At 60.4% G+C, this 25194-nt stretch carries 25 protein-coding genes and 1 riboswitch; of the genes, 16 read left to right on the top strand and 9 right to left on the bottom strand.

Annotated elements, in window-relative coordinates:
• Positions 1-18: 18 nt before the first annotated feature.
• A complete protein-coding gene (locus tag HCG46_RS10935) occupies positions 19-840 on the bottom strand; it encodes a protein-disulfide reductase DsbD domain-containing protein (protein WP_168686199.1) in 822 nt (273 codons plus the stop codon).
• 184 nt (positions 841-1024) lie between these two features.
• Here HCG46_RS10935 and HCG46_RS10930 point away from each other — a divergent pair, with 184 nt between their 5' ends.
• From HCG46_RS10930 to HCG46_RS10910, 5 genes are all read left to right on the top strand, one after another.
• The gene (locus tag HCG46_RS10930; RefSeq protein WP_168686197.1) at positions 1025-1621 is read left to right on the top strand and encodes a YqgE/AlgH family protein; all 597 of its coding nucleotides are present in this window, start codon (positions 1025-1027) and stop codon (positions 1619-1621) included.
• Between the two features lie 229 nt (positions 1622-1850).
• Positions 1851-3257, top strand: coding sequence for a threonine synthase (thrC, locus tag HCG46_RS10925; RefSeq protein WP_077290726.1), 1407 nt, complete (start codon positions 1851-1853; stop codon positions 3255-3257).
• A gap of 4 nt (positions 3258-3261) precedes the next feature.
• On the top strand, positions 3262-4551 hold the full coding sequence (locus HCG46_RS10920; protein WP_031269731.1) for a pitrilysin family protein: 1290 nt from the start codon (positions 3262-3264) through the stop codon (positions 4549-4551).
• Positions 4552-4580: 29 nt separating this feature from the next.
• The gene (locus HCG46_RS10915; RefSeq protein WP_023002011.1) at positions 4581-5219 is read left to right on the top strand and encodes a GNAT family protein; all 639 of its coding nucleotides are present in this window, start codon (positions 4581-4583) and stop codon (positions 5217-5219) included.
• A gap of 31 nt (positions 5220-5250) precedes the next feature.
• Positions 5251-8160: an EAL domain-containing protein gene (locus tag HCG46_RS10910; RefSeq protein WP_023002010.1), complete on the top strand. Its 2910-nt coding sequence runs from the start codon at positions 5251-5253 to the stop codon at positions 8158-8160.
• A 239-nt stretch (positions 8161-8399) separates the two neighbouring features.
• Here HCG46_RS10910 and HCG46_RS10905 read toward each other — a convergent pair whose 3' ends face one another.
• Genes HCG46_RS10905 through ispH form a run of 4 tightly spaced genes read right to left on the bottom strand, consistent with a single transcriptional unit; the run spans position 8400 to position 11779 of the window.
• Entirely contained in the window at positions 8400-9323 is a 924-nt protein-coding gene (locus HCG46_RS10905) for a diacylglycerol kinase family protein (protein ID WP_209009441.1), read from the bottom strand.
• A gap of 17 nt (positions 9324-9340) precedes the next feature.
• Positions 9341-9811, bottom strand: coding sequence for a ribonuclease HI (gene rnhA / locus HCG46_RS10900; RefSeq protein WP_023002008.1), 471 nt, complete (start codon positions 9809-9811; stop codon positions 9341-9343).
• The gene (gene thrB / locus HCG46_RS10895; RefSeq protein ID WP_062490248.1) at positions 9808-10773 is read right to left on the bottom strand and encodes a homoserine kinase; all 966 of its coding nucleotides are present in this window, start codon (positions 10771-10773) and stop codon (positions 9808-9810) included. Before thrB ends, rnhA begins: the two co-directional genes overlap by 4 nt.
• A gap of 4 nt (positions 10774-10777) precedes the next feature.
• Positions 10778-11779, bottom strand: coding sequence for a 4-hydroxy-3-methylbut-2-enyl diphosphate reductase (ispH, locus tag HCG46_RS10890; protein WP_205838466.1), 1002 nt, complete (start codon positions 11777-11779; stop codon positions 10778-10780).
• Positions 11780-11968: 189 nt separating this feature from the next.
• On the opposite strand from ispH, the gene HCG46_RS10885 reads away from it, so the two are divergent.
• The 6 genes from HCG46_RS10885 (at position 11969) to gcvPB (ending at position 18240) form a co-directional block, all read left to right on the top strand.
• On the top strand, positions 11969-12553 hold the full coding sequence (locus HCG46_RS10885; protein ID WP_031269728.1) for a hypothetical protein: 585 nt from the start codon (positions 11969-11971) through the stop codon (positions 12551-12553).
• Between the two features lie 224 nt (positions 12554-12777).
• A riboswitch (glycine riboswitch) is annotated at positions 12778-12870 on the top strand.
• A gap of 182 nt (positions 12871-13052) precedes the next feature.
• Entirely contained in the window at positions 13053-14204 is a 1152-nt protein-coding gene (gene gcvT, locus HCG46_RS10880; protein WP_168686194.1) for a glycine cleavage system aminomethyltransferase GcvT, read from the top strand.
• Between the two features lie 26 nt (positions 14205-14230).
• Entirely contained in the window at positions 14231-14602 is a 372-nt protein-coding gene (gene gcvH, locus HCG46_RS10875; protein ID WP_023002003.1) for a glycine cleavage system protein GcvH, read from the top strand.
• Between the two features lie 3 nt (positions 14603-14605).
• Positions 14606-15091 (top strand): OsmC family protein, encoded by a 486-nt coding sequence (locus tag HCG46_RS10870; RefSeq protein WP_023002002.1) that lies wholly within the window; start codon positions 14606-14608, stop codon positions 15089-15091.
• A 213-nt stretch (positions 15092-15304) separates the two neighbouring features.
• On the top strand, positions 15305-16651 hold the full coding sequence (gene gcvPA / locus HCG46_RS10865; protein ID WP_168686192.1) for an aminomethyl-transferring glycine dehydrogenase subunit GcvPA: 1347 nt from the start codon (positions 15305-15307) through the stop codon (positions 16649-16651).
• Entirely contained in the window at positions 16648-18240 is a 1593-nt protein-coding gene (gene gcvPB, locus HCG46_RS10860; RefSeq protein ID WP_077290724.1) for an aminomethyl-transferring glycine dehydrogenase subunit GcvPB, read from the top strand. Before gcvPA ends, gcvPB begins: the two co-directional genes overlap by 4 nt.
• A 64-nt stretch (positions 18241-18304) precedes the next feature.
• Here the strand turns inward: gcvPB and HCG46_RS10855 are convergent, their stop codons facing one another.
• Positions 18305-19120: a methyltransferase domain-containing protein gene (locus tag HCG46_RS10855; RefSeq protein ID WP_168686190.1), complete on the bottom strand. Its 816-nt coding sequence runs from the start codon at positions 19118-19120 to the stop codon at positions 18305-18307.
• A 196-nt stretch (positions 19121-19316) separates the two neighbouring features.
• Here HCG46_RS10855 and HCG46_RS10850 point away from each other — a divergent pair, with 196 nt between their 5' ends.
• Together HCG46_RS10850 and HCG46_RS10845 are read left to right on the top strand one after the other, a co-directional pair.
• Positions 19317-19784, top strand: coding sequence for a MarR family winged helix-turn-helix transcriptional regulator (locus tag HCG46_RS10850; protein ID WP_152508322.1), 468 nt, complete (start codon positions 19317-19319; stop codon positions 19782-19784).
• Between the two features lie 22 nt (positions 19785-19806).
• Positions 19807-20451 (top strand): cysteine hydrolase, encoded by a 645-nt coding sequence (locus HCG46_RS10845; RefSeq protein WP_168686188.1) that lies wholly within the window; start codon positions 19807-19809, stop codon positions 20449-20451.
• A gap of 42 nt (positions 20452-20493) precedes the next feature.
• On the opposite strand, the gene HCG46_RS10840 is transcribed toward HCG46_RS10845, so the two are convergent.
• Positions 20494-21198 (bottom strand): glutathione S-transferase family protein, encoded by a 705-nt coding sequence (locus HCG46_RS10840; RefSeq protein WP_168686186.1) that lies wholly within the window; start codon positions 21196-21198, stop codon positions 20494-20496.
• Between the two features lie 95 nt (positions 21199-21293).
• Between HCG46_RS10840 and HCG46_RS10835 the strand changes: the two genes are divergently transcribed.
• The 3 genes from HCG46_RS10835 (at position 21294) to tyrS (ending at position 24025) form a co-directional block, all read left to right on the top strand.
• Positions 21294-21737: a MarR family winged helix-turn-helix transcriptional regulator gene (locus tag HCG46_RS10835; RefSeq protein ID WP_168686184.1), complete on the top strand. Its 444-nt coding sequence runs from the start codon at positions 21294-21296 to the stop codon at positions 21735-21737.
• Between the two features lie 97 nt (positions 21738-21834).
• The gene (locus HCG46_RS10830) at positions 21835-22419 is read left to right on the top strand and encodes a hemerythrin domain-containing protein (protein WP_062490238.1); all 585 of its coding nucleotides are present in this window, start codon (positions 21835-21837) and stop codon (positions 22417-22419) included.
• A gap of 328 nt (positions 22420-22747) precedes the next feature.
• On the top strand, positions 22748-24025 hold the full coding sequence (gene tyrS, locus HCG46_RS10825; RefSeq protein ID WP_023001993.1) for a tyrosine--tRNA ligase: 1278 nt from the start codon (positions 22748-22750) through the stop codon (positions 24023-24025).
• Between the two features lie 6 nt (positions 24026-24031).
• Here tyrS and HCG46_RS10820 read toward each other — a convergent pair whose 3' ends face one another.
• On the bottom strand, positions 24032-24604 hold the full coding sequence (locus HCG46_RS10820) for a DUF4166 domain-containing protein (protein ID WP_168686182.1): 573 nt from the start codon (positions 24602-24604) through the stop codon (positions 24032-24034).
• A 373-nt stretch (positions 24605-24977) separates the two neighbouring features.
• Complete coding sequence (locus tag HCG46_RS10815; protein WP_152508317.1) at positions 24978-25193, bottom strand: 4-oxalocrotonate tautomerase family protein; 216 nt, start codon at positions 25191-25193, stop codon at positions 24978-24980.
• Between the last annotated feature and the right edge of the window lies 1 nt (position 25194).

The following is a 25194-nucleotide window of genomic DNA, read 5'->3' as shown; positions in this document are numbered from 1 at the left end:
ACCGGCAGGAGGCAGGTTCTATTTCACCCAGGCCGGATCAATGGGAAACAGCTGCTCGACCGCACGACCGCCCGCAGTCAGCACAAGGCGCAGATCGGCGTCGGTCTCAGTTGTTTTCATGCCTTTGAGTGGCAAGCGCCAGAGTGTCTTTTCACCGCCTTGGCCGGCAGGTTTAGGCAGGCCGATATAGGAGCCTTCGGGAGCTGCTGCAAAAAGATCCGGCGTGGTGTCGTCAGGCGCCTGGACCTCGATCTCCACTGCATCGCCCGATGCCGACAGGGCTATCGCACTTATCTTCAGATCCGCGGACGGCTGCTTGGCAGGCACGGCCTCGAGGTCTCGTAGGATCAGTGTCTGGGCAAGGCTGTCGGTCTGGTCATCCGGGGTCAGATCAAGCGTCAGGGAGGCCTCTCCGGGAACGCAGATCTCGTTGCAGATACCAAAGAAAACGTCCAGGGAAAGCGTCACGGATTGACCGGGATTTTCAGGTTCGACCCGCAGCGGCAGAACAATGCCATTGTGATAGACGATTGATTCAGAAAAGCCGTCGTCATAGCGCTCCGGCGCAGGATAGAGCACCTCGGTGGTCTTGATGTTTGCGCTTCCGGTCGTATCGATCTGGGGCGGAATTCCGGCTTCGCCAGGATAGCGCCAATAGGTGTGCCAGCCCGGTTCCAGAAGGAACTCCAGACCGGCTTCATAATGGCCGTCCTTCATGGGGCCCGAGGCGATCAGCCTGACGGCGCCTCCCTGAACTTCCGTCCAACCGGTCATGGCGGCATGGGCGGGTGAAGCAAAAACAAAAAGGGTGAGCGCAAGGGCAAGGACAGAGCGTTTCATGCCTTCTTTGCTACACGAGTTTCAGGCAAGCGTCATCGGCCAGACTGGGCAATCCAGGTCATATCCTTGTGACGCTGAAGTGAGCCGGTTGCCATTCGGCGAGCACAAACAGACATTAACAAAGCCCGGCAAAGGGGCTATGCTTTCCCTTGGGCAGAGAGCGTCAACAGAAAACGAGGTACGCATGGCCGGATCCGCAGCAACAGATTCCCTTGAAGGTCAGTTTCTGATTGCGATGCCGGGCATGTCAGACAGCCGGTTCGAACATTCTGTGATTTATCTGTGCTCTCATTCGGACCAGGGCGCAATGGGTCTGGTGGTGAACCAGGTGGCCCGCCATCTGTCACTGGAAGAGCTTCTGATTCAACTCGATATCGTCAACGACGATGGTGCCATTCGTCTGCCGTCGAAAGTCCGCGACATGAGCGTTCACAAGGGTGGCCCGGTAGAGGTCGAACGCGGCTTCGTGTTGCATACCGACGATTTCATGCTGAACCAGTCGACCCTTGCCATTGATAACGGCATCTGCCTGACGGCAACACTGGAGATCCTGCGGGCGCTTGCGCAAGGGACCGGCCCCACCCAGGCCATGCTGGCCCTCGGTTATGCGGGCTGGGCTCCGGGGCAGCTTGAAAACGAAATCCAGGCCAATGGGTGGCTGACGGCTCCGGCCGATCCGGACATCCTGTTCGATCAGGCCTCCGACAAGAAATGGCATCGCGCGCTCGCCAGCATGGGTATCGACCCCGCCATGCTCTATGCCGATGCAGGGCACGCCTGACGGCGCTGACGTCACGGCCGGTTTCGCAAAACTTGTCTCTTCACGGTCATCATTTTAGCCAAAAGCGACTTGCGCTTGAATGTTATGGCGCGTAAGTCGCATCAATGGCATGGTTTGTTTCAAATCTGCCGGAATTCAAGTAGGCTGATCCTTCTCGCATCAGAGGTCTGGCAAACAGGCAGGGGACGCGGGCGTCCCGCGACAAACAAAGCAAGAGGAACGTTGCGCGGTGAAATACATCAGTACGCGTGGTGAAGCACCAGTTCTGGAATTTTCCGATGTCCTGCTACAGGGGCTCGCACGCGACGGCGGACTTTATCTACCCGAAACCTGGCCGCAATTTGATGCCGACACCATCGCGTCTTTCGCCGGTAAACCCTATCAGGATGTTGCCTTCGAGGTTATTTCGCCCTTCGTGGCCGGCGCCATTCCCGAAGACGATCTGAAGTCCATGATTGCTGAAGCCTATGATGGCTTCCGCCACCCGGCAGTGACGCCGCTTGTCCAGACCGGACCGAACACTTTCATCCTCGAACTCTTCCACGGCCCGACGCTGGCGTTCAAGGACGTCGCGATGCAGCTGCTTGGCCGGATGATGGACTATGTCCTGACCGAGCGCGGCCTTCGCGCGACCATTGTCGGCGCAACTTCCGGAGACACCGGCGGCGCCGCCATCGAGGCCTTCCGCGGGCGCGAGCGCACCGATATCTTCATCCTGTTTCCCGACGGACGCGTTTCCAGCGTGCAGCGCCGCCAGATGACGACCCCGGCGGAAAAGAACGTTCATGCCCTGGCACTAAACGGCGACTTTGATGATTGCCAGGCCATCGTCAAAGGCATGTTCAACCATTTCTCCTTCCGCGACAGGGTTGCCCTTTCCGGCGTCAATTCGATCAACTGGGCGCGGATCCTGGCGCAGATCGTCTATTATTTCGTCGCAGGCGCTGCCCTTGGCGCGCCGCATCGCAAGATCTCCTTCACGGTGCCGACCGGCAACTTCGGTGATATTTTCGCCGGCTATGCCGCCATGCAGATGGGGCTTCCCGTCGAGAAGCTGGTGGTGGCGACCAATGTCAACGACATCCTGGCGCGGACACTCAAGACAGGGCGTTATGAAAAGCGCGGCGTGACGCCGACCATTTCTCCGTCCATGGACATCCAGGTGTCCTCCAATTTCGAGCGGCTTCTGGCGGAGGTCTGCGGACGCGATGGCGCGGCAGTCCGGCGCATGATGAACCAGTTGAGCCAGTCCGGCAGTTTCGAGATCGAGGAAGGTCCGCTCCGCGCCATGCGCGCGGTCTTCGGCGCAGGCCGCTGCAACGAGGATGAAACGGCATCGACCATTGCCGAACTGTGGAACGAGGCAGGCTATTTGCTGGACCCGCACACGGCAATCGGTGTCCATGTGGCGAAAGACCACGATAATGGCGAGACACCGATGGTGGTGTTGGGTACGGCGCATCCGGCCAAATTCCCGGATGCGGTGGAAAGGGCTTCAGGAAACCGGCCGGAGCTGCCGGAAAACCTGAAGGATATGATGACTGCGGAGGAGCGCCAGCAGGTTCTGGCGGCGGATCAGGGCGTGGTGGAGCGATACATCGAAGATCACGCCCGGGCCGTTACTGCTGGGGTGTGAGCATATGAAAGTACAAACAACAATCCTCGATAACGGGATGACGGTCGTCACCGACCAGATGCCTCATCTGAAGACGGCGGCTCTTGGCGTGTGGGTGCGAACCGGATCCCGCGCGGAGAATGTGCATCAGAACGGGATAACCCATCTTCTGGAGCATATGGCCTTCAAGGGCACCAAGACCCGCACGGCGCGTGGCATCGCAGAAGAGATCGAGGCCGTCGGTGGTGAGCTGAACGCTTCCACAAGCATCGAACACACCAATTACTACGCGCGTATCCTGGCTGAGGACACGCCGCTTGCGGTCGATATTCTCGCTGACATCCTGCAGAATTCCACATTCGATGCTCAGGAACTGACGCGCGAACAACATGTGATCCTTCAGGAAATCGGCGCGGCAAACGACTCCCCTGACGATCAGGCTTTCGATCTGTTCCAGGAAACCGCCTGGCCGGACCAGGCCATCGGACGGCCGATCCTCGGAACGCCGGAAACGGTGCAGGGGTTCAACCGCGACGCACTCAACGCCTATCTCGCCGATCGCTACCGGGCACCCGACATGGTGCTGGCCGCTGCCGGCGCGGTTGATCATGAAGAGCTTGTCGCTCTTGCCCGCGAGAAGTTCGGTGGTTTCAACTCCGAGCCTGCAGCTCCGGAATCCGAAGCACGCTACCGCGGCGGCGAAACCCTTCGGCCGAAGGAACTGATGGAAGCACAGGTTCTGATCGGCTTCGAAGGCCGGCCCTACAAGTCCAAGGACTATTACGCCATCCAGATCCTGGCATCGGTCCTGGGCGGTGGCATGTCCTCGCGCCTGTTCCAGGAAATCCGCGAGAAGCACGGCCTTTGCTACGCCATCTACAGCTTCCACTGGGCGTTTTCCGATACCGGACTGTTCGGACTGCATGCGGCCACCAGCCAGGAAGACCTGGCTGCGCTGATGCCGATGATCGTGGACGAACTGATCGCCGCCACCCAGACGATCACCGACGAGGAAGTCGCCCGCTCCAGGGCGCAGATCCGCGCGGGACTGATGATGGCGCTGGAAAGCCCGGCAGCCCGCGCCGGACAGATTGCCCGTCAGATCCTCGTGCACAACCGCGTGCTCGATCCGGACGAGATCTCCTCGAAGATCGAAGCGGTGACAGCTGCTGATATCCGCAGGGTCGCGCACGAGACTTTCGTGGGCACGGTGCCGACCTTGACTGCGATCGGGCCGGTTGACGGTATCATGACTGCGGACGAACTCGCAGGACGGCTTCAGCAAAGCCCGGTCCTGCGGGCCGCATCCATGTAAGTCGGACAGAACAAGGCGGAGAGTGGGGCATGGCGCTGTTACGGCCGGGAGCAACACCTGACGCCGAACTCCTGATCGAGGCCGGCGGTTATTATCTTCGCCCGCCGATCATGTACGACTTCAAGCCCTGGGCGGAACTTCGCGGCGAAAGCCGGGCCTTCCTGAAGCCCTGGGAACCGCTCTGGCCGTCCGATGACCTCACCCGAACCGGCTTTCGCCGCCGCTTGCGCCGCTATTCGAAGGACCGCAAGGAAGGGCGCAGCCTGTCGTTCCTGCTGTTTCGCGCGCGCAGCAACGAGATCCTCGGCGGACTGACACTCAGTAATATCCGCAGGGGTGTCAGCCAGACTGCGACACTTGGCTACTGGATGGGCGAGCGGCACGCCGGAAAAGGACATATGTCCTCGGCTGTCGCCATGATCTTGCCGTTTTGTTTCGACGTGTTGAACCTTCATCGTATTGAAGCGGCATGTCTGCCAACGAACATGCCGTCCATCCGTCTGCTCGAAAATGCCGGGTTCCACCGGGAAGGCTACGCACGCAACTATCTGTTAATTAACGGGACCTGGCAGGATCATCTTCTGTTTGCCTGTTTGGCGGAAGACCATGCGTCGCGACCTGAAAAGGTGGCACCGAGCGTCGAGGGAATCTTGAAAGAATTCTTGTGACATGCGCCACAACCCGGTACTTCTTCGCCCCATGTCGATTGTGATACCGGATCCGAAAACAAGCGTGATCAGAAACCTTGTCATTGCTCTGACGTTGTTTGCAACGTTGCTTGCCACCCTGCCTGCGCGGGCGCTGGAGCCGATCCCTGTTCCGATCGACGTCGAAGCACTGGACATCACCAATTCCGTCGACTTGCATCGCGAAGCCGGCACCCGGCTGCAGGTGTCGACCGCACCGGGTGCGGACGGCATCGTGCGCCGTATCGAGGTTCCCTCCCGCGATGGTACCAACACCAACTGGGCGGTGTTTGCGCTGGCCAACACCAGCGATGAACAGATCGACCGCCTGATCGTTGCGCCAAATTACAAGTTGGTCGGCTCCGACCTCTTCTGGCCGGATCTCGGTTCCTCGCGCATTCTGGCGATCACACCGAGCCAGGGCATCGCTCCCGAACGTCAGAAAAGCCTTGAGGCAGACGTCTTCCTGGTCACGCTCGACCCGGGGTCGATCGTCACCTTTGTCGCGGAAATGACGACGCCGAACCTGCCGGAAATCCGGATCTGGGAACCGGACGTCTACGAGGAAACCGTCAACGCCTACACGCTCTACCGTGGCATCATTCTGGGCATCTCCGGCCTGCTGGCCCTGTTCCTCACCATCTTGTTCGTGGTCAAGGGCACGGTCATGTTCCCGGCCACCGCGGCACTTGCCTGGTCGGTGCTGGCCTATCTGTGCATCGATTTCGGCTTCTGGGGCATGGTGTTCAATCTGGAGGGTGGCGGCAGCCAGCTTGCGCGTGCCTGCGCCGAGGTCATGCTCGCGGCCAGCTTGATCATCTTCCTGTACGCCTATCTGAACCTCAACCGCTGGAACATTCATTATTCCCATCTGGCACTCACGACGCTGATCCTGATCCTGGGTCTGCTTGGCGTTGCCGTTTGGGATCCTTCGATTGCAGCCGGCATCGCCCGTCTTGCGCTGGCCATCATCGGCTTGCTAGGGTTCGTCACCATCGCGGTGCTGGCCTTCCAGCACTATGACCGCGCCATCCTGCTGATCCCGACCTGGTGCCTGCTGATGGCCTGGCTGGTCGGGGCGGCGATGACCGTAACTGGCTATCTGTCCAACGACATCGTCCAGCCCGCGCTCGGCGGTGGTCTGGTTCTCATCGTGCTGCTGATCGGCTTCACGGTGATGCAGCACGCCTTTGCCGGCGGTGCGATTGCGCAGGGGCTTATCTCCGATGTCGAACGCAAGGCACTGGCCCTGACGGGTGCCGGCGATATCATCTGGGACTGGGACATCGACCGCGACCGCATCTACACGGGCAATGAGGTTGAAGATCTGCTCAACCTGAAGCGTGGCACCCTGGAAGGGCCTGCGCGTGACTGGCTGGACATCCTGCATCCCCAGGACCGTGACCGGTTCCGGGCGACGCTCGACGCGGTCATCGATCAGCGTCGCGGCAAGGTAACCCAAACCTTCCGTCTGCGCTCAGAAGACGGTCACTTCCGCTGGTTCCGCCTGCGGGCCCGGCCGATCATCGGATCGGACGGCGAGGTGATCCGCTGCGTGGGCACGCTCCTGGACGTGACCGAGGAACGCACGGCAGAAGAACGCCTTCTGCACGATGCCGTACACGACAATCTGACCGGTCTGCCGAACCGCGAACTCTTCGTCGACCGCTTGCGCACCAGCGTCATCCGGTCGCGTGCGGAAGAAACCTCCAAGCCGACCTTGCTCGTGCTCAATCTGGACCGGTTCAAGCAGGTCAACGACAGCATCGGTCTATCCGCCGGTGACAGCATTCTCTTGACGGTGGCGCGTCGTCTCGGCCGACTGATCGGCCAGCAGGATACGCTGGGACGTCTTTCCGGCGACCAGTACGGCCTTGTTCTCCTGTCCGAGCAGGAGCCGGACCGGATTGTTGCGCTGGCGGATTCGCTGCGCAAGGCGGTCCGCGCGCCGATCACCTTCGGCGACCGGGAGATCTTTCTGACCTGTTCCGTCGGCATTGCCTTCTTCGAAGGTGGCAAACAGGCTGTCGAGGACATGGTCACCAATGCGGAGATCGCCCTCAATCACGCCAAGCGCCTGGGCGGTGACCGCCAGGAAGTGTTCCGTCCGATCTTGCGCCCGCTCGACAAGAACATCGTCGACCTGGAAGCCGACCTGCGCGAAGCGATCAAGAAAGAAACGCTGGGTGTCTACTTCCAGCCGATCATCCGGTTGGAAGACCAGGCGGTTGCCGGCTTCGAAGTGCTGGCACGCTGGAACCACGCCAAGCGCGGCAAGATTTCACCTTCGGAATTCATTCCCGTCGCAGAGCAGTCCGGTCTCATCAACGAACTGGGCATCTATATGCTCGACAAGGGCGCACAGCAGCTGGCGTTCTGGCAACGCGAGTTCCCGATGCAGCAGCCTCTGTTCGCTTCGGTGAATCTCTCGTCGCGTCAGCTGTTGAAACAGGACCTGATCAACGATGTGAAGGCCGTTCTGTCGAGAACATCGCTGGCACCAGGAACCCTGAAGCTGGAACTGACGGAATCACTCGTCATGTCCAACCCGGAATATTCCGCCAAGGTGCTCGAGCGCCTTCGCGGGCTGGGGGCAGGCCTGTCCCTCGACGACTTCGGCACCGGTCATTCCTCGTTGTCCTATCTTCAGCGGTTTCCGTTCGACACGATCAAGATCGACCAGTCCTTCGTCAAACCCAACGGGTCTTCCGCCCGGCCGGTCCTGCTCAGGACAATCGTCGCCATGGGGCATGACCTTGGCATGTCGGTCGTTGCCGAAGGAGCGGAGAGCGAGAACGATGCGCTGGAGCTCTACCAGCTCGGCTGCGAATACGCTCAAGGCTTCTACTTCGGCGAGGCCGTCACGGCAGCGGAAGCCACCAAGATCCTGCGCAAGATGCCGGCGGAAGCCGAAACGGCCTGATATTGGCCGGCACCTATCGTGCCGGCTGATCTTGTGTCAGGGGCTCTGATAGCTGTTTCCCACCCACTCCGTCATGCCATGGCGCGACCATGGCATCCATGCCGCGCGCTATCCTGTCGTCAAGACTTCGGGGTCGCCGAGGTCACGAATTGGATTGCAGGGGCAAGCCCTGGAATGGCAGAGGGAGTAGATGTCGTTGGGGTTGGAAGGCGAGGAGGCGATGCCGCGCCGTTTCCGCGTCAAGGTGCCAGGATGGGCACGGTCTTGTCCGTTTGCCGGATTTCCAGCGGCGTTGCACCGAAGGGATCGCCGTCCACCTGTGCAGCCACGGCACCTGTTGCCAGAATGGAAGCCGTTTTGAACGGGCGCACCAAAGCGCCCTTGGCCTTGTGGATGCGGCCCATCAAGAGCGCGACGCCGTAGCAGAAGGACGACCAGGGGTCGTCCCTTTCCAGAACCAGCATATGCAGGCCGGGATCGGTCGCCCCGCCGGGGCAAATGACAAAGGGGCCGCCATAGTGGCGGGCGTTGCTGGCTACGGCGAGTTTGCCGGTCAGCTCTTCGCCATCCAGGATCACTTTCAGCGAGGCGCTCTTGCGTTTGAAACCGGTCCGCAGCGCCGTGATGACATAGGCGAGCTTGCCAAGGCGCCGTTTCAGGGAAAGCGGCACGGCGTGAACGACTTCGGCATCGAACCCGGCAGAGGCCATCAGTACAAAAGGCCTGCCGTTGGCAAGGCCATAGTGCAACTGCCTGGTCTTGCCGCGTCGGATCAGTTCGGCAATTGCCTTCGCATTGCGCGGGAGGCCAAGTTCAAGGGCAAGCACATTGGCGGTGCCGAAGGGAATGATGCCCAGTTGCGGCGGGGCGGGGTGGTTCTGAAATCCGGTCAGGGCCTCGTTGACGGAGCCGTCTCCGCCGGCGACCACCAGCGTCTGCACAGGCAGCGTGGGATCCGCGCAGATGTCGCCGATCTCGCCTGCGCGCCTTGTCAACCGGATCTCGGTCTTGCAGCCGAGATCTTCCAGGCGATTGCGCACGTCATCCAGTAATTCGGCGCTATAGCCACCCGAGGTCGGGTTGGCCACGATCAGAACTTTTCCGGCCATATCCGGAACCATTGTGCGCACTGCTGCTGCGCCGGACCACCAGAAAAGTCTCACTCAAAATCCTCTGCTCATCAGACAGGATTCGTTTTTTCGCCGCTCTTATACGGGGCCATTCCGCCGCGCGCCAGTTCATCTGCGCGTTCATTGTCCGGATGGCCGGCATGTCCCTTGACCCAGTGCCAGGTAACGTCATGACGTTCCCTTGCGGCGTCAAGAGCTTGCCAGAGATCCGCATTCTTGACCGGCTTGTTGGCGGCCGTGCGCCAATTCTTGCGCTTCCAGCCGTACATCCATTCCTTGATGCCGCTGCGCACGTAGGTGCTGTCGGTATAAAGGTCGACCGCACAAGGGCGCTTGAGGGCATTCAGCGCCTCAATGGCGGCCATCAGCTCCATACGGTTGTTGGTGGTTTCCGACTCGCCGCCGGAAAGCTCTTTCTCATGCTCCCCGAACCGCAGGATGACACCCCAGCCGCCCGGGCCAGGATTGCCGGAACAAGCGCCGTCCGTATAGATCGTGACCCGGTTGTTGCTCTCCGTCATCGCTCCAACCCGTAGGCCTGCGTGGAGGAAATGCTCTGGTGGAAGCGGAGCTTCTTCAGATATTCCAGCGGATCCTTCGGCGTAACCAGCGCACCTTCCGGCACGCTTAGCCAGTCATAGAGCCGTGTCAGCAGGAAACGCAGGGCCGCACCCCGGCAAAGGGTCGGCAAGGCATCGTATTCAGCCTCGCTCAACGGTCGCACGGCGGCATAGCCCTTGAGCAGGGCCTTTGCCTTGGTCACGTTGAAAGACATGTCCTGCTCGAAGCACCATGCGTTGAGACAGATGGCAATGTCATAGGCAAAGGCATCGTTGCAGGCGAAATAGAAATCGATAAGCCCGGAAAGCTCGTTGCCCAGAAAGAACACGTTGTCGGGAAACAGATCCGCATGGATCACCCCGCCCGGAAGGTCCCTGGGCCAGACCTTTTCCACGTGATCCAGCTCGCTGGCGATCTCTGCACCGAGACCGGGATGAACCGTATCGCTGCGCTCCCCGCATTGATCGAACAGGGGTCGCCAGCCGCTGACGTCGAGCGCGTTCTTGCGGAACCCGTCGTAATCGGCGCCGTCCAGGTGCAACTCTGCCATGGCCCGGCCCAGCTCGGCGCAATGATCCACTTTGGGCCGCTTGACCCACATGCCGTCCAGAAAGGTGACCAGCGCGGCCGGTCGGCCGGCGAGTGTGCCCAGAAGTTCGCCGTCCCTCGAAGGGACCGGCGTCGGACAGGAAAGACCCTTTGCGGCCAGATGCTGCAGTAGGTTTAGAAAATAAGGCAGATCGTCCGGGTTCACACGCTTTTCGTACAGCGTCAGGATGTAGGACGCCTTGTCCGTGTGGACCAGGAAGTTGCTGTTCTCGACACCTTCGGCAATGCCCTTGAATGACAACAGACGTCCGACATCGTAGCTGCCGATGAAGTCGTTCAGTTCCTCATCGGTTACTTCGGTATAAACAGCCATGGGGTTATCCGGCAGCAGCCTGGGAGGAGGCGATGATCTCGCGCAGCTCCCGCGGCAGGTTGAAGGAAATCGTTTCTTCGGCAGTACGCACCGTCTCGACGTTGACGTCGAACCGGTCGGCAAATGCCGCGATGATTTCCTCTACCAGGGTCTCGGGGGCCGATGCACCTGCTGTCAGACCCAACGACGTGATACCTTCGAAATCGTGCCAGTCGATGTCGCTTGCGCGCTGGATCAGCACTGCAGTCCTGCACCCGGCCCGTTCAGCAACTTCACGCAGGCGTTGCGAGTTGGAGGAGTTCGGGGCGCCGACAACGATCATTGCGTCGACCTTTGGCGCCACATGCTTGACCGCTTCCTGACGGTTGGTGGTTGCGTAGCAGATGTCCTCCTTGTGCGGAGCGACAATCTGCGGGAACCGGTCCTGCAGCACAGCCACGATCCCGGCCGTGTCGTCCACGGACAAGGTGGTCTGGGTAATATAGGCGAGGGGGCGGTCGGTCTTCGGCGTGAAGGCGCGCGCGTCGTCTTCAGTCTCGATCAGGCTGACGGTGCCGTCGGGCAATTGGCCCATGGTGCCGATCACTTCAGGATGCCCCGCATGACCGATCAGCAGAATCTCGCGGTCCCGGCGAAAATGGATTTCCGCTTCCTTGTGGACCTTCGAGACCAAGGGACAGGTGGCGTCGAGATAGAACATCTTGCGGCTCTGGGCGTCTTCCGGCACGGATTTCGGTACGCCGTGCGCAGAGAAGATCACCGGTCTGTCGGTGTGCCCGGCCGGTATTTCTTCCAGCTCTTCCACGAACACAGCGCCCTTGGCCTTCAGCCCGTCCACCACGAACTTGTTGTGCACGATCTCGTGACGGACGTAGACCGGACTGCCGTATTTTTCCAGGGCGAGTTCCACGATCTGGATCGCGCGATCGACACCGGCGCAGAACCCGCGGGGCGCGCAAAGGTGAATGGCAAGCGGTGTTTTTTCCTGATTGCTCTCGGTCATCATGCTCTTTCGAGGAACGTTTCTGCGCGCAATAAGGGCTCGCAGCCACGCCGTGTCAAGGGATGTGCGGCAAGCTGAACCAATTCAGCCACAATGAGCTGCTTGAAGGTTTGCGTTTGACAAGCCTCGCCAAGCAATTCTTCACCTGCTATGAAGCTCCGCCGACAATTGTTGCATTTTTATGGAATGAAGATGATCAGTGCGATTCCCGCCGTCTCCGGCAAGACCCTGAAGACAATTATGGCCGTGGGCCTTTCCGCCGCGGCTCTTGCGGGGTGTATGAGTGCCGCTGACGGTGTTGCGGGCAAGGTAATTTCCGGTGGCCAGCAGCCGATCGAGATTTCTCCCGAAACCTTTGCGCCGCCGGTTCCCTGTCCTGCGCTGCAGCTTCAGTCCAACACCTTCCTGATCCGCAAGTACGTTCGCGGCAAGGACGATGACCCGCAGGGTCTGCTTTACCAGGCCACCGTCAAGGATTGGGCCAACACCTGCACGCAGCAACCGGACGGTAGCCGCCGCATGAAGCTGGGCCTGTCCGGCGATGTCACCTCCGGTCCTGCCTGGAAGGGCGGCGAAGTGGTTCTGCCGATGCGCGTCGCCATTGTGCCCGGCGGCAGCGGTGCCAAGCCGCTCAGCTCCGAGATCGTGAAAATTCCGGTCACGCTTGGAGCGAACTCGCCAAGCGAAACCTGGACGCTGATCGAAGAGAAATTCACGATCCCGGCAGGTGCGGACGCCAAGGTTGTCTTCGGCTTTGACGAAGGCCGTCGCCGCTAAGGCCCGGCCACGCACGTAGCACAGCAGTGTTGACTGAATTTGAGGCCTGGCCGGGAAGATGGAAGCCGGCCGGCCATTGATCGTGCACACTCTGCAAGACGATGCCTAAAATTGTGCACCGGCAAAATTGCGGGGGCTGCATGTCGCATATTGACAAGACTATGTCTGCCTCGCACAATCCGGCCCCAATCGGGGTCGTCCCCCGGTTGGCGTGGAAACACGTCAATGTTTATGCGGGAGAGGCCGGGTGAAAGGATCCTGGCGCCGAAGGAGCAACCGCCCCGGAAACTCTCAGGCAGAAGGACCGCATGAACTGCAACGCTCTGGAAAGCAGTGCTCCGCAAGTGGGTTTGCGGACTGCTCACCGAAGGAGTAACCGAAAGGCGTCATCGGCGCCGGTCGGGAAATCTCTCAGGTACTCGGACAGAGGGGGTGCAGACGGATCAGGACCCATGCGGGCCGGTTCGGGACTGCGCAACCCCGAATACGAGGACCGTTCATGGCGGAAACCGTTGCAGACGAAGATCTGAAACAAACGCCTCTTCACGACCTTCATGTGGAACTGGGTGCACGCATGGTGCCGTTTGCCGGCTATTCCATGCCCGTGCAGTACAAGGCCGGCATCATGGCCGAGCACCAGCAGACCCGCACGAAAGCCGGCCTTTTTGACGTCTCCCACATGGGCCAGGCCCTGTTGATCGGTCCCGATCACGAAACGACGGCCCGGGCTCTGGAAGCGCTGACCCCATCCAATTTCGTCGAACTTGGCCACGGCCGTCAGCGCTACACGGTGCTGCTCAACGACGAAGGCGGCATTATCGACGATCTGATGGTCACCCGGCCGCTGTCCGAAGCAGAAGACGGCAAGCTGATGCTGGTGGTCAATGCCTCCCGCAAGGATGTCGACTACGCCCATTTCCGCGACAGACTGCCTGAAAACGTGACCCTTGAAGTGATCGACGATCGTGCATTGATCGCGGTTCAGGGACCGGAAGCCGTGGCTGCGGTCGCAGCACATGCGCCCAGGGCAGCCGAACTTGGCTTCATGGCCGCCGAACCGATGGAGTTTGACGGAATCGACTGCCACGTTGCCCGTGCCGGCTATACCGGCGAGGACGGCGTGGAGATGTCCGTGCCTGCCGGTGCTGCTGAAGCGATTGCCCGTGCACTGCTCGCCGACGACAGGGTCGAACCGATTGGGCTCGGGGCCCGCGACAGCCTGCGTCTTGAGGCAGGGCTGTGCCTCTACGGACACGACATTGACGAGATGACGTCTCCCGTCGAAGGCGCCATCACCTTCTGCATGCAGAAGCGCCGCCGAGAAGAAGGCGGCTTTCCGGGCGCCGAACGTATTCAGGGCGAACTCGAAAAGGGACCGGGCCGCGTCCGCGTCGGCCTGCGCCTCGATGGCAAGGCACCTGCGCGGGAAAGGGCCGAGATCGCACTGCCCGACGGGCCGGTGATCGGCACCGTGACATCCGGCGGTTTCGCACCGACCGTGGGTGCCCCGATCGCAATGGGCTATGTCCCGGTGGAGCACTCCGAAACTGGCACGCCACTTGAATTGATCGTCAGAGGCAAGCGCTTGCCCGCTACCGTCGCGGACATGCCGTTTGTTCCGAACCGGTATTACCGCAAACCCAAAGCATAAATCTTTCCAGATAACGGACGCACAATATGACCACCTATTACTCCAAAGACCACGAGTGGATCGCCGTAGATGGCGACAAAGCCACCATCGGCATCACGACTTACGCGCAGGAGCAGCTCGGCGACGTCGTTTACGTCGAACTGCCGGAAGCCGGCAAGGCGCTGTCACAGGGCGATGAAGCCGCCGTCGTGGAATCCGTCAAGGCCGCCAGTGAAGTCTACGCTCCGATCGACGGTGAAGTCGTTGAAGCCAACGATGCGCTGGTGGACGAGCCGGCCAAGGTGAACGAAGATCCCGAAGGCGCTGCATGGTTCATCAAGATGACCGTCGGCAATGCGGATCAGCTGTCCGACCTGATGGACGCGGCAGCCTACAAGGCGTACGTGGAGACGTTGTAATTCATGGCAGGGCACTACTACACGGCACAGGTGGAATGGGCATGCGACGGCGACTATGCCGCAAACGCCTATTCCAGAGGGCACATCTGGCGTTTTGACGGTGGTCTGGAGATCCCGGCAAGCGCTTCGCCCACGGTGGTACCCCTGCCATATTCCATTGAGGCCGCCGTCGATCCGGAAGAGGCTTTCGTCGCCGCTATCTCGTCCTGCCACATGATGTCCTTCCTGGATCTTGCCCGGCGGGCGAATTTCGTTGTCGCCAGTTACAGCGACCGTGCCCAGGGCGAAATGAGCCGGGTGGCGCGGGGCAAGATGGCAATCACGAAAGTGGTGCTGCGGCCGGTTATCACGCTGGTTGCGGCCGAGGACCCGGATCCGACCTGGCTGACCGATCTGCATGAAAAGGCGCATGACGTCTGTTTCATAGCCAACTCCGTGAAGTGCGAGATCGTTGTGGAGCCCGAACCGCTCCGCCTTGTCGCACCGTGACTTTCCGGAGCCGGCCGCACGAAGTCGCAGCCGGTTCCCTGTTCTGGATGGTGACCAGTTCTCTTCTCTGTGCGTCTGCACGGCGCCACCGCGCCGAGCAGGAATCGGGGAGCCCGTATCCGGAAGCTTGTCAGTTCTCCGGTTCCGGGCTGATGAAGCGAGAGCATGGTTTTCGCCGGTCCGATTTTTGATCAAACCCTTGGGAGCTGCCTGATGCGCTACCTGCCTTTGAACGATACCGACCGCAGCGACATGCTCGCGCGGGTCGGCGTCAAATCCGTCGATGAACTCTTTGCGGACATCCCTGAAGACGTTCGCATGAAGGGTCTGCTCGACCTTCCCAAACGAGCCAGCGAAATGGAAGTGGAGCGCAAGCTCTCGGCCATGGCATCGAAGAACACTGCGGCAGGCTCCGTACCGTTCTTCGTCGGCGCAGGTGCCTACAAGCACCATGTGCCGGCAACGGTCGACCACCTGATCCAGCGGTCGGAGTTCCTGACCTCCTATACGCCCTATCAGCCGGAAATCACGCAAGGCACACTTCAGTACCTGTTCGAGTTCCAGACCCAGGTAGCGCACCTTACCGCAATGGATGTCGCCAACGCGTCCATGTATGACGGCTCCACCGGCACCGGTGAAGCCGTGCTGATGGCGCACCGGGTGACCAAGCGCAACAAGGCCGTGCTTTCCGGCGGGCTGCATCCGCAGTACCGGGAAGTCGTCGAAGGCCTGTCCAACATGGCCGGCGATCGGGTCGTCAGCCTGCCGGCAGACCCGACGGGCACCGAAGACATCCTGTCCCAGATCGATGACGAGACGTCTTGCGTTGTCGTCCAGTCGCCGTCGTTCTACGGCCAGCTGATCGACCTGAAGCCGATTGCCGAAAAGGCGCACCAGCACAAGGCGCTGCTGATCGCGGTCTTCACCGAAGTGGTGTCGCTCGGCCTGATCGAACCGCCAGGAACACAAGGCGCGGATATCGTGGTCGGTGAAGGCCAGTCCATCGGCAACGGCCTCAATTTCGGTGGTCCTTATGTCGGTCTCTTCGCCACCCGCCAGCAATATGTCCGCCAGATGCCGGGCCGGCTCTGCGGTGAGACGGTGGATGCGGAAGGCAAGCGCGGTTTCGTGCTGACGCTGTCCACCCGCGAACAGCATATCCGCCGCGACAAGGCAACGTCGAACATCTGCACCAACTCCGGTCTCTGCTGCCTTGCCTTCACCATTCACATGTCGCTGCTGGGGCAGGCCGGGTTGACCAAACTCGCCCGCATCAACCACGGCAACGCGGTGAAGCTGAAGAAGCTTCTTGCCGGCGTGCCCGGTGTCGAGGTTCTGAACTCGGCCTATTTCAACGAGTTCACGATCGCGCTGCCGAAGGTGGCCGAGGATGTGGTCGAGCAACTGGCCGAACGGGGCGTTCTCGCAGGCCTGCCGGTTTCTCGACTGGAGCCGGGCAACAAGGATCTCGCGAACCTGTTGGTCGTCGCGTCGACCGAAGTCAATACGGATGAAGACCGCGCGGCCTTTGCGGACGCGCTGAAGGAGGTGCTGGCATGAGCATGAACACGCAAGGCCGCCCGACCGCAGCAGGTGATGCCGGGGATGCTTTCCGCCCGAAGACTTTCACCGGCAACCGTGGTCTCGATATGGAAGAGCCGCTGATTTTCGAATTCGGCTCGCTGGAAACCACCGGTGTCGATCTCGACGAGGACGAAAGCGCCGAGTTCGAGCTTGGCAGCTTCAAGCGCAAGGCCGAGATCGGTCTGCCTGGCCTCGCCGAACCGGAAGCCATGCGCCACTATGTGCGCCTGTCGCGGAACAACTATGCCATCGACAGCGGTCTCTATCCGCTCGGGTCGTGCACCATGAAGCACAATCCGCGCCTCAACGAGAAGATGGCCCGCCTGCCGGGCTTCGCGGACATCCATCCGCTTCAGCCAGTGTCCTCGGTGCCTGGTGCACTGGAACTGATCGATGCGCTTGCCCACTGGCTGATGGTGTCCACCAACACCTCCGCCGTCGCGATGAGCCCGAAAGCCGGTGCCCATGGCGAATTGTGCGGCATGATGGCGATCAAGGCAGCCCACACCGCTGCCGGCCGTGATCCGAAGATCGTTCTGGTGCCGGAAAGCGCCCATGGCACCAACCCGGCAACGGCAGCGCTCTTGGGTTACAAGGTCGTCAACATCGATGCCAAGGACGACGGTACCGTCGATCTGGAGGCACTGAAGAAGACCATTGCCGAACACGAAGGCAACATCGCCGGCATCATGCTGACCAACCCGAACACCTGCGGGCTGTTCGAACGGGAAGTGAAGCAGATCGCCGATCTGATTCACAAGGCGGATGCCTATTTCTACTGCGACGGCGCCAACTTCAACGCCATCGTCGGCAAGGCTCGCCCGGGGGATCTTGGCGTCGACGCCATGCATATCAACCTGCACAAGACCTTCTCGACGCCTCACGGCGGCGGTGGCCCGGGTTCCGGTCCGGTCGTCCTGTCCCAGAGACTGGCTCCTTTCGCGCCGCTGCCGTTCATCCGCAAGACGGAAAAAGGTGTCGAACTGGTCGAAACCGAAGCTGCCACCAAGGACGGCGAGCAGCCGTTCGGCCGCATGACCGCGTTCCACGGCCAGATGGGCATGTACGTGCGGGCTCTGTCCTACATGATGAGCCACGGCTCCGACGGTCTGCGGCAGGCGTCTGAAGATGCGGTGCTGAATGCGAACTATATTCGCGTCGGCCTGCAGGACCTGATGAGCCTGCCCTTTGGCGAGCGTCCGTGCATGCACGAAGTGCTGTTCGACGACAGCTTCCTGAAGGACACCGGCGTGACCACGCTCGACTTCGCCAAGGCGATGATCGACGAAGGCTATCATCCGATGACCATGTACTTCCCGCTGGTTGTCCATGGCGCGATGCTGATCGAGCCGACGGAATCGGAAAGCCGGGCTGCGCTCGATCTTTTCGTCGCCACCATGCGCGATCTCGTGATGAGCGCAAAGCGCGGCGAAACGGAACGCTTCTCCGGTGCACCGTACCTTGCCCCGCGACGCCGTTTGGACGAAACGGGTGCAGCTCGCAAGCCGGTCCTGAAATGGACCGAGCCGGCTCCGGCCGAAGTGACCCCGGCTGCTGCCGAGTAGCACGTGGACGAATTTTCAAGGATGAAAACCCCGGCTTCGGCCGGGGTTTTTTGTTTCCTGTCGCTCAGGTGTGCGCTGTCACCACGTTGGAGACGTGAGGAAACCGGATTGCCTTGCCGTCAAAACAGGGGCCCAGTTCTTTCAGGAAATCATTGAAGCAGGCGTTCCTGTCGTCTTCGGATAGCCGGGAGAGCTTGTCTCCGGTATGCATGCCGCCCATGGCTCCGGCGGCATACGCACGGCCATCCGGGTGATGAAGCGTCAGTGAAACTGTCTCCAGTTGGATATCCAGAAACCCGGCGGCCTCGAAGTTCGATCGTATTTCTTCAGGGTCGGAGAGTTGGCAGATCGCACGAACGGCTGCCCCCGCCTCTGCGCCGACGTGTTTTTCCAATGCGGTTGCCTGCGCCATCAGCAGAGGATTTTCTGACAGACCGCGGGAAACGCAGAAGGCGACGCGACCCCCGCGTGCCAGAACGCGGTGAAGTTCGCGCAGGGCTCCGACACGATCGGGGAAGAACTGCAAAGCCTGCTGACAGTAAGCGAGGTCAAAGCCGCCATCAGGGAACGGCAGATTGCCTGCGGTCGCCTCGAACCATTCTGCGTCTATCCCGTTTACGCTGGCCTTTTCGGCTGCAACGGCCAGCATTCCCGCACTCATGTCCACGCCGGCCAGTTTTGCGAACCCGATTCCATGGCTCGCGACTTCACGGATTACCGCACCGGTGCCGCACGCAAGGTCCAGGATCCGGTCTCCGTTTTGGGGTGGTTGCCGTTGGAGCAGCTCTTGTGCCCAAGGCTGAAAGATCACCGGCACCATGACACTGTCGTATCGCTCGGCGAATGTTCCGTTTCGGGGGACGCCCTCCTGATTGCTCATGGTTCGCTCCAGACTACGAACGGGGCCGGCAGTATAGCTCCAAACCCTCGCCAAGGCACGGAACCTGGTTTTCACCGGCATCGAAACGTCTGGCTTAGGGCCCTCGATTCCAGGGTGATGACACACAGGGGCCTTCAAAATTCTTATTGACAATATAAATGTCAAAATGACATACAAGTTGTCAAATGAGGTGTCCATGAAGAAGTCCGTCGAGCTTTATGAAATCATCCGCCTGATACGCCCCGTGCACCGCCGGCTTGCGCGGGCGGTGGAGGCCAAGCTGGAGGGAACCGGCGTGACCGTCGGTATGCGAGCGGTCATGGAAGTGCTGGAGGAGGCTGGGCCGATGGCGGTACCCGAGATCGGCCGGGCGCTGTTTCTTGCCCGCCAGCAGATCCAGCTGCTGATGAACGCTCTGGAAGAGCAGGGACTGGTCGAGCGCCGGGCCAATCCGGCGCACAAGCGATCACCACTGTTTGCCTTGAACGAAGCGGGGCACGACCGGTTCGGCGAAATCCGGGCACGGGAGACTGACGAAATCGAGACAGTCTGCGAGCTCTTCTCGGACGACGATCTGCGTTCCACGCAGCGGGTGCTCTGCACCATGCTTGATCATTTTGCCGCGTTCGAGGACGACCCGGATCGGCCCAAGGCACTGGAATAATTTCACGAACAGGAGAGGTCACATGACCGGTATCTGGATTGCGGCCGGGCTCTGTGCCGCAGGCGTTGTCGCCTATATCGTTTATTGCCTGCGGCGGCTGGGGACGCCGACAAAGGGCGCAAGTATCGACAGGTCAATGCGGCCGGGCACAGCTCTGGTGGTCATCGACGTGCAGGAGGACTTCACCAGGAACACCGGCAAACACGCTTTTGACGCAGGCCAGAGAGACGCCGTGCTTGCCGAAATAGGACGCCAGGTGGAAGCGCACCGGATGGCAGGCCACCAGGTCGCTTTCGTCAAGAATGTCTTCCGCGACTGGCCGGTGATCGTGGCCATGAAGATGTCGGCGGGCGGTATCGGCACACCGGGGCGAGACGGTTTGAAGCTCGACCGAACACTTGCTGTCGGCAATGCTCCGGTCTTTGAGAAGTCGATCGGTGACAGTTTCTCCAGTCCGCAATTTGAAGCCTGGCTTGAGGAAAAGCGGATCGGGCGGCTGGTCCTGGTTGGGCTTGATGCCTGTCACTGCGTTCAGCTGACCGCAAAAGGTGCGTTGAACCGGGGCTATGACGTCGAAATCAGGGATCCTGCGACACTAACCACGACGCCGGACAGATGGACGGACCTCAAAGGCGAGTTGGGCAAACTCGGCGCAGCTTTCGCCTGAAGCGGGCGCAGTCGGAGCCATGTCCGGCTGCGCTTGAAGGCCTCAGTGTGCGACCAGGAGTGATCGCTCCCGGCTGCGCAAGTCGAGAAGTTGGGAGATCCAGCTATTTCGGTTTCGCAGAAAGGCGGTCAATAACGCTGGATAGTCCGCAGTAACTGCTTCTTGAACCGATGTACGGGCCGCAAGCTTGCCACGCCACGCAAGAACCCGGTCGAGGTCGTCAAACATCGCAAGCGTCAAGAACGTCTCAAAGACATCGAAATAGCGGAACACCGGGGCGAAAGCCGCATCGACGAGCGAAAAGGCTCTACCGGCGAAGAAGGGACCGTCCGGATCAAGTTCACCTTCCAGATGACGGAACTTTGCACGAAGTGCTTCACCCGCAGCATAAAACCCGGTGTCGTCCCTGGCGTTGTAGAGCGCGCCGATGCCGTTCAGGATCTGCGAGGCGAATTCGATATAGGCCCGGTGCCGCGCGCGTTCGGCAGTGTCCTCCGGGTGCAGCCGGCTCCCTTCTGTCTCGTCCAGGAATTCGACGATCGGGGCGGATTCGAAGAGATAGCGATCACCACCCAGTTTCAGCAGCGGCACCTTGCCGAGTGGTGAGGCCGCGCGGAACCAGTCCGGTTTGTCGGCAAGGTCGATGGTAACCCGGTCAAACGGAACATTCTTTTCATGAAGGACGATCGCCGCGCGCTGCACGTAAGGGCAAAGCGCATGGCTGATCAGCGTGAGTGTGTCGGGCATCTGGAAACTCCTTTTCATGCATCTGCATTAAGGTGGATGCATATGCATGAAAAATCAAGATTGATGCAATTGCATAAATTTTCTATTTCTTGGCCATGAGCAATTCCGCCGAAACCGTCCCCCAGGCCATCGACGCCTGGGCCCGTCTGCAGCGTGCAAGCGGCAACGTGCTGGCACGGGTCGAGGCACGCCTGAAGGCGGCCGGATTCCCACCTCTTGGCTGGTACGATGTGCTGCTGGAATTAAGCCGGGCAGAGGACAAAACTTTGCGTCCGGTCGAAATCGAAAAGCGGATGCTGCTGGCCCAGTACAATGTTTCGCGCCTGCTCGACCGGCTGGCCGCTGCGGGCTACATCGAAAAGCTGAAGAGCCCGGAAGACGGTAGAGGTGTCTCGGTGCGTCTGACCCAGGAAGGGGAGATGCTCTTGAAGGCCATGTGGCCGTGTTACCGGGCAGCGGTGGAAACCGAATTCACAAGGCATCTGGAGCCGGGGGACACCGAAGCGCTCTGGAAGGTGCTGGGCAAACTGGTGCAGTGACGTCTGTTCCCGGGGAGTGAACACACTGTTTCCGCATGACAGGCCAAAACATGCGTATAAGGTCGGCAAACCTTCTCTCTGACCGGACCTGAAACCCATGACCAACACCACCAATCTGGATGAACGGACCGGACTTCCGCAGGAGTGGCTGTTCCTTCTGAAAGAACATCCGCGCGAAGACTGGCCGGGTCACCAGAACCTCGGCCCACTGACCGAATTCTGGCTCGCACGGCATAACGGCTTCCGTCAGCTCGGTGCTGACCTGGATACGATCCTGACCGACTTCCGCGAACAACGGCTCCCGGTAAACCGTTTCGGCAACCTCTTTGCCCCGCGTCTGCAACAGTTTCTCAGTGAGCTGCATCACCACCACATGATCGAGGATGAGCACTATTTCCCGGTGTTCATGGAAGCCGAAAAGCGCCTGGTGGATGGCTTTGAGCTACTGGAGGGCGACCACGAACTGATCCACCATCGCATTGAGGCGGTGATCAAGAGCGCCAACAAGCTGTTCGGGCAATTGCAGACGAAAGACCGCGATGCCATCCGCCGCGCGGCCGACAGTTTCGCCGGTGTCAGCGACACCCTGATCTCCGGCCTGATGCGCCATCTGGATGACGAGGAAGACCTGATCGTTCCGGTTATCCTGGATCGCGGCGAACGGAAACTCGGGTTGTCGTAACGCGGCCAGATGTGCGGAAGCGCACGCCTGTCGCACAGGGGAAGGTGGGATTTCTTGACCGCGCGCAGCCTTGAGGCATTCCGGTTACACTTGCCGGGGTCTGGAACGTCACGAACACAACAGCCTTGACTCTTTTCCCGCCCTAACGCATTTAAGCTGGCATGACCAAGATGAGCGCATCCTTCGTGTATTTTTATTACGTCACCGACATACCGGCGGCTGCGTAGGATCTTGTTCACCCCATAGACACCTCAAAAGCCGCCGCGTCAGGCGGCTTTTTGGTTTCTAGAGACCCGAGCTTCCTGGCGGGGGAACCAGGAAGCGAAAAATGACCAGACATATGATCGAAGCCGGCAAACCGGCGACAAAACTCAAATCGGAAGCACTTGCCGTGCTTCTGGAACGTGGTCTTGTGCACCAATGCACGGATATCGAGGCGCTCGACCAGACGCTGTCACAAGGGCCGATCACCGCATACGCCGGGTTCGATGCCACGGCGGCAAGTCTTCATGTCGGCCACCTGATGCCGTTGATGACCATGCGTTGGCTGCAGAAGCTCGGCCATCGTCCCATCGTCGTGCTTGGCGGTGGCACAAGTCAGATCGGCGATCCGAGTTTCCGCAAGGATGCCCGGCCGATGCTGGAAGAACGCCAGATCGCAGCCAACATCGCGAGCATACGACGATCCGTTGAGCGTCTCGTGGATATGAACGGCGAAGATGGGGCTTTGCTGGTCGACAATGCGGAATGGCTCAATGAATTCCGCTTCCTGGAATTCCTCCGCGACTATGGCTCCCAGTTCACCGTCAACCGCATGATGACCTTCGACAGCGTCAAGTCGCGCCTCGATGCTCAGATGCCGCTGACGGTTCTGGAGTTCTGCTACATGATGCTGCAGGCCGTTGATTTTCTGGAGTTGGCAAAGCGTCATGACTGTGCGCTGCAGGTCGGTGGATCCGATCAATGGGGCAACATCGTCAATGGTGTGGAACTCGGCCGCCGTGATGGCCGCAAGTTGCACGGCCTCACTGTTCCTCTGCTGACCACCGCCAGCGGTGCGAAGATGGGCAAGACGGCTGCGGGTGCCGTGTGGCTGCATCCCGAACACCTGTCGCCCTTCGGCTTCTGGCAGTTCTGGCGCAACACCGCCGATGCAGATGTCGCCAAGTGCCTGCGCCTTTTTACCGAGCTGCCGATGAGCGAAATCGAACGACTTGCGGCGCTGGAAGGGGCGGAGCTGAACGAAGCCAAGAAGATCCTGGCAACCCAGGTGACGGCAATCGTTCATGGCCCGGAAGAAGCGCGCGGCGCCTTGCAGCAAGGCGATGCCCTGTTTTCAGGCGAGGGCGAGATCCTGGAACCGACCCACAGTCTGCCGCTGAAAATTCTGGCAGACGGTCTCGGTCTTCTGGAGCTTGTGGTCGCCGTTGGCTTTGCGGCATCCAACGGCGAAGCACGGCGTCTGGTGGAAGGTGGAGGCGTTCGCCTCAACAACCAGATCGTCGACGACGCGCGCCGCCGCATTGCCACAGGCGATCTTCAGGCCAACGACCGTTTGTCGATTTCTGTCGGTAAACGCCGCAAGGCCCTGGTCGGCTTCGAGTGAGGCCGGTCAGACGGCTTTTGCATCATCGATCAGAACGGCCGGCTCCAGCCGGCCGTTGTAGCCGAAGACCTTCCCGATCAGCGGGAAGGTCACCTCTACGGTGAAACTGTACCTTCCATTGACAACACGCTCGCGCCCGACTGCTCTCGGAGCGATGCGCAGCGGCAGCGGCAGCGGCAGCGGAAGCGGTCCAAGCGAAACTTCTGCCGGGGTGATGTCGATGCCCTTGTCACTTGCCGTTACCCGCATCTTGAACAGGAACGGTCCAAGGCGCTCGAGCATGCAGGGATACGCTTCGCCTTTACCGGCCATCATGTCGGTCTGGAACGGCTGCCCGTCAAACCGCCGGGTCCAGCGCTCTCCACCCACGATAGGTTCAAAGCTGGTCTCGACCGGAACACCCATCCGTGCTTCCGGCAACTTCGCCAGCCGGCAAATCAGCTTTGCGCCCCACGAGCTTCCCCGGGTGACATCCGCGGTGCCCCGCGCCACCCGCGCGAAGCTGTGCATCCGCCGGATTTCTGCCGGTACCTTGTCGAACTCGGGGCCGAGGATGGTTTGATAAAGCGTGCGGGGCATGCGAGATCTGCTTTGATGTCGATGTGTCTTCTCAGACAGACCATTCTCGCGTCGATTGGACAACAGCAAAAACTCTTTGCACTTGTTTGGTGACGTCCAGGTGAGCACCATTCAGCCTTCCCATCATCCCTCTCCACTTCCTCCGTCATGCCATGGCCCGACCATGGCATCCATGCCGTTCCCCATCCGCCAATTGAGGCTACTGGCTGAGGCACGGTCACGGCATGGATTGCAGGGTCGCGCCCTGCAATGACGAATGTTTGGGACGAACGAAATAGTCCAGGGTTTTCCGGGCAGTGGCGAGGAACTGAAAGAGGGAAGCGCAACGCGGCAAAGAAAGAAGCCGGGATTGTCCCGGCTTCCATTTGACCGTTCAGCCCTGTTTTTCCAGCTGCCTTGCCCGGTATTCTTCCACCGGCAGGCCGCCGACGCCCCAGTTCTCAAGGTCCACTTCCTCGATCACCACGAAGGTGGTTGCCGGGTTCTTGTCGAGAACGTCAACCAGTAGGTCCGTCGCGCCTTTGATAAGCCTGGCTTTCTGCTCCGCCGTCACCCCTTCACGGGTCACCTGGATATTCACGTAAGGCATG

It is taken from the genome of Labrenzia sp. PO1, assembly GCF_012273635.1.
Classification (GTDB): domain Bacteria; phylum Pseudomonadota; class Alphaproteobacteria; order Rhizobiales; family Stappiaceae; genus Roseibium; species Roseibium algicola.
The sequence above is the reverse complement of the archived record's forward strand: the minus strand, read 5'-3'. Positions and strand labels throughout refer to the sequence as shown.

Bases quoted from the DNA above. Each gene is read 5' to 3' on its own strand.
- HCG46_RS10815 (WP_152508317.1), bottom strand. From the start codon at position 25,193: ATGCCTTACGTGAATATCCAGGTGACCCGTGAAGGGGTGACGGCGGAG.
- HCG46_RS10855 (WP_168686190.1), bottom strand. From the start codon at position 19,120: ATGAGCAATCAGGAGGGCGTCCCCCGAAACGGAACATTCGCCGAGCGA.
- gcvT (WP_168686194.1), top strand. From the start codon at position 13,053: ATGGCGGAAACCGTTGCAGACGAAGATCTGAAACAAACGCCTCTTCAC.
- HCG46_RS10820 (WP_168686182.1), bottom strand. From the start codon at position 24,604: ATGCCCCGCACGCTTTATCAAACCATCCTCGGCCCCGAGTTCGACAAG.
- HCG46_RS10920 (WP_031269731.1), top strand. From the start codon at position 3,262: ATGAAAGTACAAACAACAATCCTCGATAACGGGATGACGGTCGTCACC.
- HCG46_RS10885 (WP_031269728.1), top strand. From the start codon at position 11,969: ATGATCAGTGCGATTCCCGCCGTCTCCGGCAAGACCCTGAAGACAATT.
- HCG46_RS10845 (WP_168686188.1), top strand. From the start codon at position 19,807: ATGACCGGTATCTGGATTGCGGCCGGGCTCTGTGCCGCAGGCGTTGTC.
- tyrS (WP_023001993.1), top strand. From the start codon at position 22,748: ATGACCAGACATATGATCGAAGCCGGCAAACCGGCGACAAAACTCAAA.
- rnhA (WP_023002008.1), bottom strand. From the start codon at position 9,811: ATGACGGAGAGCAACAACCGGGTCACGATCTATACGGACGGCGCTTGT.
- HCG46_RS10910 (WP_023002010.1), top strand. From the start codon at position 5,251: ATGTCGATTGTGATACCGGATCCGAAAACAAGCGTGATCAGAAACCTT.
- HCG46_RS10835 (WP_168686184.1), top strand. From the start codon at position 21,294: ATGAGCAATTCCGCCGAAACCGTCCCCCAGGCCATCGACGCCTGGGCC.
- HCG46_RS10935 (WP_168686199.1), bottom strand. From the start codon at position 840: ATGAAACGCTCTGTCCTTGCCCTTGCGCTCACCCTTTTTGTTTTTGCT.
- HCG46_RS10915 (WP_023002011.1), top strand. From the start codon at position 4,581: ATGGCGCTGTTACGGCCGGGAGCAACACCTGACGCCGAACTCCTGATC.
- HCG46_RS10850 (WP_152508322.1), top strand. From the start codon at position 19,317: ATGAAGAAGTCCGTCGAGCTTTATGAAATCATCCGCCTGATACGCCCC.
- gcvH (WP_023002003.1), top strand. From the start codon at position 14,231: ATGACCACCTATTACTCCAAAGACCACGAGTGGATCGCCGTAGATGGC.
- gcvPA (WP_168686192.1), top strand. From the start codon at position 15,305: ATGCGCTACCTGCCTTTGAACGATACCGACCGCAGCGACATGCTCGCG.
- thrB (WP_062490248.1), bottom strand. From the start codon at position 10,773: ATGGCTGTTTATACCGAAGTAACCGATGAGGAACTGAACGACTTCATC.
- ispH (WP_205838466.1), bottom strand. From the start codon at position 11,779: ATGATGACCGAGAGCAATCAGGAAAAAACACCGCTTGCCATTCACCTT.
- HCG46_RS10830 (WP_062490238.1), top strand. From the start codon at position 21,835: ATGACCAACACCACCAATCTGGATGAACGGACCGGACTTCCGCAGGAG.
- HCG46_RS10930 (WP_168686197.1), top strand. From the start codon at position 1,025: ATGGCCGGATCCGCAGCAACAGATTCCCTTGAAGGTCAGTTTCTGATT.
- gcvPB (WP_077290724.1), top strand. From the start codon at position 16,648: ATGAGCATGAACACGCAAGGCCGCCCGACCGCAGCAGGTGATGCCGGG.
- HCG46_RS10840 (WP_168686186.1), bottom strand. From the start codon at position 21,198: ATGCCCGACACACTCACGCTGATCAGCCATGCGCTTTGCCCTTACGTG.
- HCG46_RS10870 (WP_023002002.1), top strand. From the start codon at position 14,606: ATGGCAGGGCACTACTACACGGCACAGGTGGAATGGGCATGCGACGGC.